The sequence below is a fragment of the Aurantiacibacter flavus genome (genome assembly GCF_039710615.1).
GTDB lineage: Bacteria > Pseudomonadota > Alphaproteobacteria > Sphingomonadales > Sphingomonadaceae > Alteraurantiacibacter > Alteraurantiacibacter flavus.
The window spans coordinates 250,145-263,951 of sequence record NZ_JBDLBR010000003.1 but is presented as its reverse complement, the minus strand read 5'-3'; the positions used below and the strand labels follow the sequence as shown (position 1 = coordinate 263,951).

The 13,807-nt window shown below is 66.0% G+C and carries 9 protein-coding genes; 8 read left to right on the top strand and 1 reads right to left on the bottom strand.

What is annotated here, in order from left to right; translation table 11 throughout:
• Nucleotides 1-92: 92 nt before the first annotated feature.
• The 7 genes from ABDJ38_RS10400 (at nucleotide 93) to ABDJ38_RS10370 (ending at nucleotide 8,702) form a co-directional block, all read left to right on the top strand.
• Nucleotides 93-1,013: a LysR family transcriptional regulator gene (locus ABDJ38_RS10400; protein WP_346785029.1), complete on the top strand. Its 921-nt coding sequence runs from the start codon at nucleotides 93-95 to the stop codon at nucleotides 1,011-1,013.
• 145 nt (nucleotides 1,014-1,158) lie between these two features.
• Complete coding sequence (locus tag ABDJ38_RS10395; protein ID WP_346785028.1) at nucleotides 1,159-2,511, top strand: serine hydrolase domain-containing protein; 1,353 nt, start codon at nucleotides 1,159-1,161, stop codon at nucleotides 2,509-2,511.
• Complete coding sequence (locus ABDJ38_RS10390) at nucleotides 2,508-4,109, top strand: N-acyl-D-amino-acid deacylase family protein (RefSeq protein ID WP_346785027.1); 1,602 nt, start codon at nucleotides 2,508-2,510, stop codon at nucleotides 4,107-4,109. The genes ABDJ38_RS10395 and ABDJ38_RS10390 overlap by 4 nt, the downstream gene beginning before the upstream one ends.
• 59 nt (nucleotides 4,110-4,168) lie before the next feature.
• Nucleotides 4,169-5,470 carry an FAD-dependent oxidoreductase gene (locus ABDJ38_RS10385; RefSeq protein ID WP_346785026.1) on the top strand — a complete coding sequence of 434 codons (1,302 nt, stop codon included), beginning with the start codon at nucleotides 4,169-4,171 and terminating at the stop codon, nucleotides 5,468-5,470.
• Nucleotides 5,471-5,830 (top strand): RidA family protein, encoded by a 360-nt coding sequence (locus tag ABDJ38_RS10380; protein WP_346785025.1) that lies wholly within the window; start codon nucleotides 5,471-5,473, stop codon nucleotides 5,828-5,830. It abuts the gene before it with no gap.
• 166 nt (nucleotides 5,831-5,996) lie between these two features.
• The gene (locus tag ABDJ38_RS10375; protein ID WP_346785024.1) at nucleotides 5,997-7,235 is read left to right on the top strand and encodes a dicarboxylate/amino acid:cation symporter; all 1,239 of its coding nucleotides are present in this window, start codon (nucleotides 5,997-5,999) and stop codon (nucleotides 7,233-7,235) included.
• Between the two features lie 39 nt (nucleotides 7,236-7,274).
• Nucleotides 7,275-8,702 (top strand): amidohydrolase, encoded by a 1,428-nt coding sequence (locus tag ABDJ38_RS10370; RefSeq protein WP_346785023.1) that lies wholly within the window; start codon nucleotides 7,275-7,277, stop codon nucleotides 8,700-8,702.
• An 85-nt stretch (nucleotides 8,703-8,787) separates the two neighbouring features.
• Here the strand turns inward: ABDJ38_RS10370 and ABDJ38_RS10365 are convergent, their stop codons facing one another.
• Nucleotides 8,788-11,064 (bottom strand): NADP-dependent malic enzyme, encoded by a 2,277-nt coding sequence (locus ABDJ38_RS10365; protein WP_429771107.1) that lies wholly within the window; start codon nucleotides 11,062-11,064, stop codon nucleotides 8,788-8,790.
• 103 nt (nucleotides 11,065-11,167) lie between these two features.
• Here ABDJ38_RS10365 and mutS point away from each other — a divergent pair, with 103 nt between their 5' ends.
• On the top strand, nucleotides 11,168-13,786 hold the full coding sequence (gene mutS / locus ABDJ38_RS10360) for a DNA mismatch repair protein MutS (RefSeq protein ID WP_346785021.1): 2,619 nt from the start codon (nucleotides 11,168-11,170) through the stop codon (nucleotides 13,784-13,786).
• Nucleotides 13,787-13,807 lie beyond the last annotated feature (21 nt).

The window sequence follows — 13,807 nt, the reverse complement described above, 5'->3', positions numbered from 1 at the left end:
TTCCTGCCAGCGAGGCAGGACGACTATCCTCGGTTCAAATTCCATGCCGTTTGGTTATGCTGCCTGCGGTTGCACCTGGCACGGAGCCCAATATGCGTTTGCGGCACATCGAAGTTTTTCACGCCGTTTACGAGAATGGCTCGATCAGCGGCGCGGCGCGCATGCTCAATGTCTCGCAGCCGTCGGTCAGCAAGGTGCTGCGGCACGCCGAAGATCAGCTGGGATACGAGCTTTTTCAGCGCACCAAGGGAAGGCTTGTCGCCACCCCGCAAGCGCATGAGCTCTTCTCCGAAGTGGCCGAGGTCTACACCAGCCTCAGCAAGCTGAGCCGCACCGCGCACAACATCGGCAACCGCAAGGGCGGACATTTGCGCATCGCCGTCCTGCCTGCCATCGGCCTGGCGGTGGCCCCGCGCGCAATTGCCCGGTTGTGCGAAGGCAACGCGGAGATCACCTCCGAGATCACCACGCTGCACAGCCGCGAGATGGATCGCTTCCTGCATGAGCGCGCCTGCGACGTCGCGGTCGGCTTTCGGCTGAACAGCAATGCCGGGATCGCGCAGACCGAGCTGGGGCGGCCAAGGCTCGTGCTGGTGACCCCGCACGATGCTTTCGGCCCCCCTGACCAGCCCGTCGCGATCGAAGACCTGCATGAGGTCAACTTCATCGGTGTGCGCGATAGCGGCCCCTTGGCCGATGCCTTCGTGAACGAACTGAACCGCTACGAAGTCGCCCCGCGCGAGGTCGTCACCTCGCACACCTATTATGCCGCGCTGGCGCTGGTGCGCGAAGGGATGGGGATCACGGTCGCCGACGAATATACGGTCTCGGCCCTGGGCACGCCGGACCTGTCTTACTACCAGCTGGTGCCGAACGTGCAGGCGCCGATTTATGCGGCCACGCTCGAGAACAGCCCGAACGCCGACCTCGCCGACCGCTTTATCGAAAACCTGCGCGCGGCGCTCACGGAGCTTTCCGGCCCGAACACGCCCGAGCAGGCCGCGACGCCATAACGCAGAGCTATGACTCGGTTGACGACTTGACATTGTAATGCGGTTTTTGCGCCTGCACTCCTTGGGTTCGAGATCGCCATAGCAAGTTAAAGGAGACGGCAAGTTGGCAACGGCCACCCGAACACAGCCAGCGTCCAGGCCCTGTTTGCTCGCGGCTGCCGCTCTGGGCGTGCTTGGCGCTCCTGCTGCGGCGCAGACCTCGGATGCCGCCATTCGCGCGGCTCTGAGCGATCCCGCGCACAATGTGGCGCCCGGTTGCGTCGCCGGCACCTTTGCCCATGGACAGCCAACCGGGCTGGTGGCGCAAGGCTATGCCGACCTTGCCGAGCAGCGGCCGCTCGATGGCGACAGCCTGTTTTATGCCGCCTCGATCTCCAAGCAGTTCACCGCCCTTGCCGCGGCAACGCTTGTCGCGCGCGGCGAGCTTTCGCTCGGCGACGATGTGCGCCAATACCTGCCCGAACTGCCGGCCTACGAAGCGCCGGTGACGGTTGCGATGCTGATGCATCACACCTCGGGCATTCGCGATTCGTTGGGCCTGCTGCGCATGGCGGGGGTCAGCGATGTCGGAACAGCATCGAAGGACGAGGCGCTCGGCCTGCTGTTCCGGCAACAGCAGACGCAGTTCACCCCTGGCACGCAGTACAAATATTCAAACGGCGGATATCTTCTGCTGGCCGAGATCGTCGAGCGCGTCTCGGGTGAGGCCTTTGCCGACTATGCCCAGCACGCGATTTTCGATCCGCTGGGCATGGAGCGCAGCTTTTTCCTCAACGACAATAGCCCCGCCAAAGGCACCTTCGCCCATGGCTATGGGCCCGAGGGCGACGGCTTTGTCCTGCGTGACAGCTTTCCGCGGTTCAGCGGCTCGGGCGGGCTGATGCTGTCGATGAACGACCTTGCCCGCTACGAATACGATATCGAGCAGGGCCACCGGGTCTGGACCCCGGAGGTGACGCAGATCATGCTCGCGCCGGGCCGCTATACAGATGGCTCGCTGATCGATGACGGCGGGGGCCTCGCCTATGCCGGCGGCCTGCACCTTGGCGAGAAGGGCGGCCAGCAGGTGATCGTTCACACCGGCTCGGCCGAGGCGTTCAAGCACGCCTATCTGCGCCTGCCCGGCCAGCACAGCGCCTTTGCCGTGCTCTGCAACCGGGGCGACTGGAAGGCCACCGACCGGCTGAAAGCGGTGATGGCGGCAAGCGATGTGCGCTATCCGGGCATGCCGTTGAGCAGCCCTGAGGGCCGGTTCTATTCCTCCGAGCTGAACACCTACTTCCGCCTCACGCCGGTGGATGACGGCATCGCGGTGGAGGTGACTTCTCCGTTTATCGCCGCGCCGGTGGTCCAGCATTACGAGGCCGACGACGATGGCGGGTTTCATCATGAGACCATGTCCATCGCCACGACCGACAATCCCGATCACCTGCGGCTGAAGCGCGGCACCACCGCCGAACTCACCCTCACCCGCGTAGACCAAGGGGCAGGGCAATGAGCTTCGCCAAGACCATCGGAGCAACCTTAGCCCTCCTCGCCAGCACCGGCCTTGCCGGATGCGCCACCGCGCAAGGTCCGCTGCCCGACGCAACGGTTCTCGCGGGCGGCACGATCTACGACGGCAGTTCGGACACGCCCGTTATCGGCGATGTCGTGATCAGCGGCGACGAAATCGTCTACGTCGGCCCGAGCCGCGCTGCGCCCGCCGGGGCCCGCGTGATCGACGCCAGCGGCATGATCGTCGCGCCCGGCTTCATCGACCCGCATACCCACGCCCAGCGCTTCCTCGAAGCGACTGACAGCGAAGGCCGGTTGAACCTGCCGTGGCTGATGCAGGGCGTGACCACCATCTTCACGGGCGTCGATGGCGGCGGCACGCCCGAGGTCGGGGCCTTTCTCGATGACCTCGAAGAGCGCGGCTTCGGCACCAATGTCGCGGCCTATGTCGGCTTCGGCCCGGTGCGCCGCGCGGTGCTGGGCGATTCGGGCCGCGCCCCCGACGAGGCCGAGCTGACCGCGATGAAAGCGCTGGTCGCCCAGGGCATGTGTGAAGGCGCGCTCGGCCTTTCGACCGGCCTCTACTACGTGCCGCAGAACTTTGCCCGAACCGAAGAGGTCGTGGCTCTGGCGCGCGAGGCAGCGCTGCGCGGCGGTATCTACGACACCCACCAGCGCGACGAAGCCACCTATACCATCGGCGTCGAGCAATCGGTGCAGGAGGTGCTGACCATCGGGCGCGAGGCCGGGCTCCCCGTCCACATCGCGCATATCAAGGTGCTGGGCGTCGACTTGCACGGCACCTCGGGCACGATCATCCAGGCGATCAACCGCGCCCGCGCCGAGGGGCAGGACGTCACCGCCGACCAGTATCCGTGGGAAGCTTCGGGCACCAGCCTGCAGGCCGCGCTGCTGCCGCCGTGGTCGCAGGAAGGTGGGCGCGAGGCTCTGCTGACGAGACTTGCCGATCCGGCCGAGCGCGGAAAGATCGAAACCGAGATGGCCGAGAACATGCGCCGCCGTGGCGGGGCTCAATCGTTGCTGCTGGTGGCGCAGGGCCACGAGTGGACCGGCCGGCGGCTCGACGACGTAGCCGCGCAGTGGAACGTCGACCCGATCACGACAGCGATCCGCATCATCGAGGACGGCGACCGCAGCGGCAAAACCGTCTCGTTCAACATGGCCGAGCGCGACATCACCGCCTTCATGCGCGAGCCGTGGGTCGTCACCAGCTCCGATGGCTCGGAAGGCCACCCGCGCATGTATGCGACCTTCCCCCAGAAATACCGCAAATATGTGCAAGAAGCAGCGGCCATCGACCTCGCCACCTTCATCAACAGCAGCACCGGCCGCACCGCTGACATGTTCGGACTGACGGACCGGGGTCACCTGAGGGCGGGCTACAAGGCCGATGTCATGATGTTCGATCCCGCACGCTACGGCCCGGTCGCGACCTATCTCGAACCGCGCGAGCTGAGCGAGGGCGTGGAGGCGCTGTTCGTGAACGGCAAGGGCGTCATTCTCGATGGCGCGCCGACCGGTGTCGCTGCGGGGCAAGCGCTGCGCCATCGCCCGCCGCCCGGATCCTGCCCGAGCTGAAGCAATCCGTCTGCCCGGCGCGGACCACGCGCTGACCGAACGACATAATGAGGAAACAGATGACCCAACCGCAGCCGGAATCCGGCCGAACACGCGCGCACCCAGCGGGCACGGCCGGACCCGAGGCCGACATCATGGTGCTGGGCGCGGGCGTCGTCGGCGTCACCACCGCCTATGCGCTGGCCCGGCGCGGCTATTCGGTGGCGCTGGTCGACCGCGCTGACGGTCCCGCGCAGGGCAGCTCGTTCGCCAACGGCGCACAGCTCTCCTACGCCTACACCGACGCGCTGGCACAGCCCGGCCTGCTTGCCTCGATTCCCGCCATCGTCGCCGGGCTCAATCCCGCGTTCCGCATGCGCTTTTCGCTCGACCCGGATTTCCTGCGCTGGAGCCTGGCATTCCTGCGCAATTGCACCAAGGCGCGCTTTGCCGAGAACACCCGCGCCGCGCTGGCGCTGGGGCTGGAATCGCGGCTGGCCATGGCCGAGCTACGGGAAGAGCACCGCTTCGATTTCGGGCACACCCGCCCCGGAAAGATGCATATCTTTCGCGACGAGGCCAGCCTGCAAGGCGCACGCGATGCCATGGCGATCAAGCAGAAAGCCGCCATCGCACAAGAGCTGCTGAACCCGGCACAGGCCATTGCGATAGAACCCACCCTCAGCGAAATCGGCAGCTTTGCCGGGGCCTTGTGGACCCCTTCCGAAGAGGTGGGCGATCCCTATCGCTTCTCGCTCGGCCTGCTCGACGTGCTCCGCAAGCACTATGCGGTGAAGATGGCCTTCGGGTTCACCATTGCCGCAGTGGAAGAGCATGACGGCAACGTCACCGTCCGCAACCGCGAGGGCATGAGCCTGTCGGCCCGCAACGTCGTGGTCTGCCTCGGAGCTGAGGCATCGGCGGTGCTTGGCTCAATGGGCATTCGCGCCCCGATCCTGCCGATGAAGGGATACAGCTTCACCGCCCCGCCCGGACCCGATGCGCCCAGTGCCAGCATCACCGATTCAGCGCGCAAGATCGTCTGCTGCCGTCTGGGAGATTCCATGCGCGTGGCGGGGCTCGCCGAACTGAACAACCGCGATCCGCAGCCCGATCCCGCGCGGCTGCAGCTGCTGATCGACAATGCCCGGGCGGCCATGCCCAAGGCAGCCGCTTATGACGAGGCAAGCGCAGGCTGGGCTGGCCTTCGCCCGATGACAGCCAATTCCAACCCCATCATCAAGCAGGCCCGCAAGCGCGTGTTCGTGAACATCGGACACGGAATGCTGGGCTGGACCTTTGCCGCAGGCACCGCCGAACGGGTCGCCGCGCTGGTCGATGCCACGGCCGACATACCCCATCACCAAAAGGAGTTCGTTTGAATGAGCCCGCCCTCTGCCCCGCCGCTCAGCCGCTATCGCCGCGCGGGCGATCTTGTCTTCACCTCGGGCCAGCTTCCCCGCATGGCCGACGGTTCGATCATTCCCGGCGACATCGAAGCCCAAACCCGCCAGGCGCTCGCCAACCTCGAGGCGGTGCTGGCGGAGGCCGGCGCTCGGCTCGATCAGGTGGTCAAGGTCACCGCATGGCTTACCGATACCTCGCTCATGCCCGGTTTCAACGCCGTCTATCGCGAGGTCTTCGCTGCCCCCTTCCCCAGCCGCTCGACGGTGATTTCGGGCCTTGTGGCAGGCGATGTCGAGATCGAGGCGGTCGCCTGCCTCACACCGGACGGCAATTGATCCGACGAAAAGGCACCTTCGGCTTGGCCACCGCAATTGTCACAAGCGCGAACGGCCTGCGATAACCCAGGCCTATGGCCGACATGATTGTTTGAAGTCTGATGACCCGGCCGATTGCTGTCTAATCGCTCTGAAACCGCCCCCATCACAAGGAACACCTTAGACGATGCTACGCGCCTGGTTCGCTTCTGCCCTGTGGAAACGCGTGTTGTTCGCGATGGTCTGCGGGGTCATCGTTGGCAGCCTGATGGGGGAGAGCGCGGAATCGCTCAAGTGGATCGGCGACCTGTTCATCCGCGCGATCAAGATGCTGGTCATCCCGCTGATCTTCTTCTCGCTGGTTTCGGGCATGACGGCGGTGGGCGACATCGGCCGCCTGGGCAGCGTGGGCGGCAAGGCGCTGTTGATCTTCATGACCACCGCGCTGATCGCGGTGTCGCTCGGCATGGGTCTTGCAACGCTGTTCCAGCCGGGAGTCGGCCTGGAGATCAGCCTATCTGCCGAAACCGAGATTCCGCCTGCGCCCGATCAGTCGCTGATCGAGATGATCATCGCTCTGGTGCCCGACAACCCGATCATGGCCATGGCCGAAGGCGCGGTGCTGCCGGTGATCATCTTCTCGGTCCTGCTTGGCATGGCGATCCTCGCCTCGGGCGAGGAAGGCGCGCCAATTGCCAGGGCGATGAACGCGGGCTCGGTGGTTATGCAGAAGATGACCATCTTCGTGATGGAGCTTGCCCCGCTTGGCGTCTTCGCGCTGATTGCATGGGTGGCGGGCACCTTCGGCTTCGAGGCGCTGATCCCGCTGAGCAAGCTGGTGGCGCTGAACTACGGCGGCTGCGCGATCATCCTGCTGGTGGTCTACCCGCTGATCCTGCGGCTGATCGCGCGCCTGCCGGTGATCGACTTCTACCGCGGCATCATCGACGCGCAGGCCGTGGCCTTCTCCACCGCGTCATCCAACGCGGCTCTGCCGGTGACGCTGCGCTGCGTGGAGCGCAACCTCGGCGTTTCGCATGCAGTGGCCAGCTTCACGGTGGCACTCGGGGCCACGATCAACATGAACGGCACGGCGATGTATCTCGGCGTCATCGCGCTGTTCGGCGCGCAGGCCTACGGGATCGAGCTGAGCTGGGTCTCCTATGGCCTGATCGCGCTCACCTCCACGCTCGGGGCGATTGGCGCCGCGGGCGTGCCGGGATCGGGGCTGGTGATGATGAGCCTCGTGCTTTCGTCGATCGGCGTCCCGCTTGAAACAATCGCCTTCGTCGCCGGGATCAATCACATTCTCGACATGGCCCGCACCATGACCAACGTATCGGGCGATGCCGTAGTCGCCGTAGCAGTCGGGCGCCTATCGGGCGAAATCGACGTCGAGGAATATGTGTCGGCTGACGATGTCTGACGCTTTTCCCCTCTCAATCCCAGCAAACTGGAGAACCTCATGAAGCCTTTCGTCCCGCTAGCCCTGGCGGCCCTGTGCCTGCCGTGCATTCCCGCCGCCGCGCAGGAGGCGTTCGATCCCGCCGCTGCCGTCGATGCCGAATTCGACCACACCGCGAGCATCGCCCAGCAGATCTGGGACTTTGCCGAGCTTGGTTACCTTGAGCGGTCGTCCTCGAGCCTGCTGCAATCCGAAATCGAGGCCGAGGGTTTCACGGTCAAAGCGGGCGTCGCGGACATCCCCACCGCCTTCATAGCCGAGTGGGGCGAAGGCGGCCCGGTGATCGGCGTGCTGGCCGAATTCGACGCGCTGCCCGGCATTACCCAGTCCGCCGAGCCGACCCGCGATCCGATTGCCTCCAAGCATGCAGGCCACGCCTGCGGGCACAACCTGTTCGGAGCCGGTTCGCTGACCACGGCCATCGTCCTCAAGCGCTGGCTTGAGGCGACCGGCACGCCGGGGCGGATCCGGTTCTATGGCACGCCCGCCGAAGAGGGCGGCTCGGGCAAGGTCTACATGACCCGCGCGGGCCTGTTCGACGATGCCGACTTCGTCCTCGACTGGCATCCGGGCGACCGCAATGCCGCTCCGTCATCGAGCAGCCTTGCCAACCGCTCGGCCAAGTTCCGCTTCCACGGGATTTCCTCGCATGCATCCTCCGCGCCTCAGAACGGGCGTTCGGCGCTCGACGGGGTGGAGGCGATGAACATGATGGTGAACATGATGCGCGAGCACACCAGCATGGATACGCGCATCCACTATGCCATCACCGATGGCGCCTCCGCACCCAACGTGGTGCCCGACTTCGCCGAGGTGTTCTATTACGTCCGCCATTCGGACCCCGACGAGGTCCGCGCACTGTGGCCGCGCATCGAGGGCGCCGCCAAGGGCGCGGCCATGGGCACCGGCACGACGGTGGAATGGGAGATCATCCACGGCAACAATCCGACCCGGCCCGTCCCCACGCTTCAGCGCCGGATGACGCAGATCCTCGAGGAGATCGGCGGCATCAGCTACTCGGCGGAAGAACAGGCCTGGGCCCAGACCTTGCGCGAAAGCCTTGGCGAAGATGCGCCCCCGGTTACGGCTGCCGAGACGGTCGCGCCCTATGCGGTCATCACCAACTATGGCTCAACCGATGTCGGCGATGTTTCGAGCGCAGTCCCGACCGTCAGCGTGCGCACCGCAACCTGGGTGCCGGGAACGAGCGCCCACAGCTGGCAGGCGGTCGCGGCGAGCGGCATGTCGATCGGGTTCAAGGGCGCAAACCATGCCGCCAAGGCGATGGTGCTGATGGGCGTCGAACTCTATTCGAACGCCGACCTGCGCGAGCAGGCCAAGACCGAGTTCACCTATCTGCTCGGGCCGGATTACCAGTATGAATCTCTTCTAGGCGACCGTGAGCCGCCGCTCGACTATCGCCAGTAAGGACAGGCGGTCGCCCTGACCGTCAAAACTACAAGTCCCCCCGTTCGGGCAGGGAGCCACAACCGGCTCCCTGCCCGAATTCGATTTAGCCCAGCACCCCGGCGCTCGCCAGCACGGCCAGCGTCAGGATATCGGGTGCGATCGAGGTCATCGGCGCAATCTGGACGGGCTTTTCCGAACCGATCAGCATCGGCCCGATGGTCGCATCGCCGCCCAGTTCGCGCAGCAGCTTTGCCGACAGGTTTGCGCTCTGGAGGCCAGGCATGATCAGCACGTTGGCCGGGCCCGACAGGCGGCTGAACGGATAGAGCTTCATCACCTTGGGGTTAAGCGCGGCATCGGGCGCCATCTCGCCTTCATACTCGAAACCCGGCTCCTCGGCATCGAGGATCGCCACGGCGTCGCGGATGTTCTCCAGCCACTGGCCCGAGGGGTTCCCGAAGGTGGAGTACGACAGGAAGGCAACGCGCGGTTCGTGCCCCATGCGGCGCGCTACAGCGGCAGTTTCCTTGGCGATGTGCGCCAGTTCCTTCGCCGTGGGCCGCTCGTTCATGGTGGTGTCGGCAAGGAACGTGGTGTGGTTCTTGCCGATCATCATGTGCACGCCGAAGGGGATCGCGCCCGGCTTCGGATCGAGCACGCGGGCAATTTCGCGCGCGGTCTGGCTGAAGGTGCGGGTGAGGCCCGAAATCATCCCGTCGCCATGGCCGAGCGCCACCAGCAGCGCGGCGAACACGTTGCGCTCTTGGTTGACCATGCGGCGCACATCGCGCTCGGTATAGCCGCGACGCTGGAGGCGCTTGTAGAGGTACTCCACCATCGGCTCGATATGCTGCGAAGTGTAGGAGTTCTCGATGATGTAGCTATCGGGATCGTCCACCGCGAGTTCGACCAGCTTCTCGCGCACCTTCTCGGTGCGGCCGACGAGGATCGGCGTGCCATAGCCGAAATCGCGGAACTGGATCGCAGCGCGCAGGGCCACCTCTTCCTCGGCCTCGGCGAAGACCATCCGCCCCGGATTGGCCTTGGCCAGCGAGTAGATGTTGGTGAGCGCCGCCGTGGTGGGATTGAGGCGCGCCTTGAGGCTGTGCGCGTAGAGGTCGAAGTCCTCGATCGGGGCCAGCGCCACGCCCGAATCCATCGCCGCCTTCGCCACCGCTGAAGAAACAACCTCGATCAGGCGCGGATCGAACGGGGCGGGGATGATGTAATCGGTGCCGAACTGGTGGTTGATGCCATAGGCCGCCGCAACCTCCTCGGGCACTGGCCTACGCGCGAGTTCCGCAATCGCATGGGCCGCCGCGATCTTCATTTCCTCGTTGATCGTGGTTGCCTGCACGTCGAGCGCCCCGCGGAAGATGAACGGGAAGCCAAGCACATTGTTGACCTGGTTCGGATAGTCCGACCGGCCCGTCGCCACGATGGCATCGGGGCGCACGGCCTTGGCCGCATCCGGCGTGATCTCGGGGTCGGGGTTGGCCATGGCGAAGATGATCGGCTGGTCGGCCATGTCCTTCACCCATTCGGGCTTGAGCGCATCCTTGGCCGAGAGACCGAGGAAGATATCCGCGCCCTTCAGTGCATCCTCCAGCGTGCGGCGGTCGGTCTCGACCGCGTGCGCGCTCTTCCACTGGTCGACATTGTCGCGCCCCGGGAAGATCACCCCCGAGCGGTCGCACATCAGCACGTTCTCGTGGCGCACACCCATCGACTTGATCAGCGCCGTACAGGCAATCGCCGCCGCCCCCGCGCCGTTGACCACGACCTTTACATCCTCCAGCTTGCGCCCGGTGAGATGGCAGGCATTGACGAGACCCGCCGCGGTGATGATCGCGGTGCCGTGCTGGTCGTCGTGCATAATCGGCACGTTCATCCGCTCGCGCAGTTCCTGCTCGATGATGAAGCATTCAGGCGCCTTGATGTCCTCAAGGTTGATGCCGCCGAAGCTCGGCCCCATCAGCGCCACCGCGTTGATGAAGGCCTCGGGATCTTCGGTATCGAGTTCGAGGTCGATCGCGTCGACATCGGCAAAGCGCTTGAAGAGCACGGCCTTGCCTTCCATCACCGGCTTTGAAGCCAGCGCGCCGAGATTGCCCAGCCCGAGGATGGCGGTGCCATTGGAGATCACCGCAACGAGGTTGGAGCGCGCCGTATACCTTGCCGCCAGCGAGGAATCTTCGGCAATCGCCTTCACCGGCGCTGCTACACCCGGCGAATAGGCCAGCGACAGGTCGCGCTGGGTCGCCATCGGCTTCGACGCCACGATCTCGATCTTACCGGGGCGGATCGTCTCGTGATAAAACAGCGCTTCGCGGGTAGTGAAGTCCTGGTTGGTCTCGTCGTCTTTCACGTCAATCTCCATGTGCTGGCATCGCCATAAAGGGGTGAGCCGCGCGGCGATAGGGGAAAGGCTGTCTGCGAGCCTTTCCGAATCGCCTCAGGCAAGGCTAGGCGTCACCGCGATCATGTCTTCCGCCCCGACCCCGATGATGGCGCAATATCTGGCGCTGAAGAAAGAAGCGGGCGAATGCCTGCTGTTCTACCGCATGGGCGACTTCTTCGAACTGTTCTTCGAAGACGCCCGCCGCGCTGCCGCAGTGCTCGATATCGCGCTGACCACGCGCGGCGAACATGGCGGCGAGCCAGTGCCGATGTGCGGGGTGCCGGTCCATTCGGCGGAAGGCTATCTCGCGCGGCTGATCCGGGCCGGATGCCGGGTGGCCATCGCCGAACAGGTCGAGACGCCCGACGAAGCCAAGGCGCGCGCCAAGCGCGAGGGAACGCCAGTGTCCAAAGCGCTGGTGAAGCGCGACATCGTTCGCTTCGTCACCGCCGGAACGCTGACCGAAGAGGCGCTGCTCGAACCGCGCCGGGCGAACATGCTAGCTGCTGTCTGCGAGGTTCGCGGGGTCTGCGGGATTGCCGCCTGCGATATCTCGACCGGGCGGATGGAGCTGGAAGAATGCGACCCGCTGGCGCTCAATGCAGCGCTGGCGCGGATTGGGGCGAGCGAGGTGGTCGCGCCCGAGGACTGGGGCAGCGCCCCGGCAGAGCACGTAACGCGGCCCGCCGCCGACTTTGCCAGCGAGAAGGGCGAATCGCGGCTCAAGGCGCTGCATCAGGTGGCGACGCTTGACGGCTTCGGCCAGTTCAGCCGCGCGATGCTGGCCGCTGCTGGCGGCCTGGTGGCCTATCTCGACCATGCTGGACGCGGGCAACTGCCGCTGCTGCTGCCGCCGGTGGCCCGCGAAAGTGGCGGACATCTGGCGATGGACGAAGCCACGCGCACCAGCCTTGAAATCCTCGCCAGCCAGTCGGGCGGGCGCGAGGGCAGCCTGATCGCCGCGATTGACCGCTGCTCGACCGGCGCGGGCGCGCGCCTCTTGGCCGACGACCTCGCCGCCCCGCTGGCCGAGGCGGCTGCGATCAATGCGCGGCTGGCGCTGGTTGGCTGGCTCCACCGCGACCCGCTGCTGCGCGGCGACCTGCGCGAGGCGCTTCGCGCCCTGCCAGATATCGGCCGCGCCTTGGGCCGGGTGGTGGCAGGCCGGGGCTCGCCGCGCGACCTTGGCCAGATCCGCGACGGGCTCGATCGGGCACGGCAGATCGGCGAGCTGCTCGCCGGTGCGCCCGACAGCCCGGCCCTGCTCACCAGCCTGCTGCCTTCGCTTGGCGGCCATGCCGAGCTGGTCGACCTGTTGGCGCGCGCGCTGGTCCCCTCACCGCCGACCGAGCGCCAGTCAGGCGGCTATATCGCTTCGGGCTACGACGCCTCGCTCGACGAACTGCGCGACATCTCGGGCAATGCCCGCCGCGCCATCGCTGCGCTGGAAACGCGCTATCGCTCTGAAACCGGCATTTCGGCGCTCAAGATCAAGCACAACGGCGTGCTCGGCTACTTCATCGAAGTGCCCGCGCGCCATGGCGACGCGCTGATGGCGCAGGGCAGCGGCTTCACCCACCGCCAGACCATGGCCGGTGCGGTGCGGTTCAACTCGGTGAGCCTGCACGAGGAAGCCACCCGCATCGCCGAGGCCGGCGGACGCGCGCTCGCCGCCGAGGAAGCCCATTTCGAAGAGCTGGTCGAAGCGGTCGCAACCAGCGCCGAACCCATCGCCGCCACCGCCGCCGCGCTCGCCCGTATCGACGTCGCTGCCAGTCACGCCACCCGCGCGGTGGAGGGCGAATGGTGCCTGCCGCAGATCGCGGAGGGCACAGACCTTGCCATCGAAGCGGGGCGGCACCCCGTGGTGGAGCAGGCGCTCGAACGCGCCGGCGAACGGTTTGTCGCCAACGATTGCACGCTCTCGGCGGCAGACCGGCTATGGCTGGTGGGCGGGCCAAACATGGGCGGCAAGTCGACCTTCCTGCGGCAGAACGCGCTGATCGTGCTCCTAGCGCAGGCGGGCAGTTTCGTGCCTGCGAAGGCCGCGCGGATCGGGCTGGTCGACCGCTTGTTCAGCCGCGTAGGTGCAGCCGACAACCTTGCGCGCGGGCGCTCGACTTTCATGGTCGAAATGGTCGAAACCGCCGCAATCCTCAGCCAGGCGGGCGAGCGCAGTTTCGTCATACTCGACGAGGTCGGACGCGGCACCTCGACCTACGACGGGCTCGCCCTGGCCTGGGCCGTGGCCGAGGCGATCCACGAGACCAACCGCAGCCGCTGCCTGTTCGCCACGCACTATCACGAGATGGCTCGGCTCGCCGAAAGCTGCCCTGCGCTCTCGCTTCACCATGTGCGGGCGCGCGAGTGGAAGGGCGATCTGGTGCTGCTGCATGAACTGGCCGAAGGCGCCGCCGACCGCTCCTATGGCCTTGCTGTGGCCAAGCTGGCGGGGGTTCCCGCTCCGGTAGTCAAACGCGCGCGCGATGTGCTGGCGCGGCTCGAGAAGGGCCGCGACGAGACAGGCGGCCTCGCCGCAGGCCTCGGCGAACTGCCACTTTTTGCTGCCTCGATGGCGCAGGAAGAAGAAGCGCCCGACCCGATACGCGCGCTGCTCGATGAGGTCGATGTCGATGCGCTTTCGCCGCGCGAGGCGCTCGATCTGCTCTATCGCCTGAAACAGGAAGCCGGAACGAGCTGACGCCAGTCAACGTTATAGAAG

Coding starts and splice junctions, on each gene's coding strand:
- ABDJ38_RS10385 (WP_346785026.1), top strand. CDS start 4,169: ATGACCCAACCGCAGCCGGAATCCGGCCGAACACGCGCGCACCCAGCG.
- mutS (WP_346785021.1), top strand. CDS start 11,168: ATGTCTTCCGCCCCGACCCCGATGATGGCGCAATATCTGGCGCTGAAG.
- ABDJ38_RS10365 (WP_429771107.1), bottom strand. CDS start 11,064: ATGGAGATTGACGTGAAAGACGACGAGACCAACCAGGACTTCACTACC.
- ABDJ38_RS10370 (WP_346785023.1), top strand. CDS start 7,275: ATGAAGCCTTTCGTCCCGCTAGCCCTGGCGGCCCTGTGCCTGCCGTGC.
- ABDJ38_RS10400 (WP_346785029.1), top strand. CDS start 93: ATGCGTTTGCGGCACATCGAAGTTTTTCACGCCGTTTACGAGAATGGC.
- ABDJ38_RS10390 (WP_346785027.1), top strand. CDS start 2,508: ATGAGCTTCGCCAAGACCATCGGAGCAACCTTAGCCCTCCTCGCCAGC.
- ABDJ38_RS10375 (WP_346785024.1), top strand. CDS start 5,997: ATGCTACGCGCCTGGTTCGCTTCTGCCCTGTGGAAACGCGTGTTGTTC.
- ABDJ38_RS10380 (WP_346785025.1), top strand. CDS start 5,471: ATGAGCCCGCCCTCTGCCCCGCCGCTCAGCCGCTATCGCCGCGCGGGC.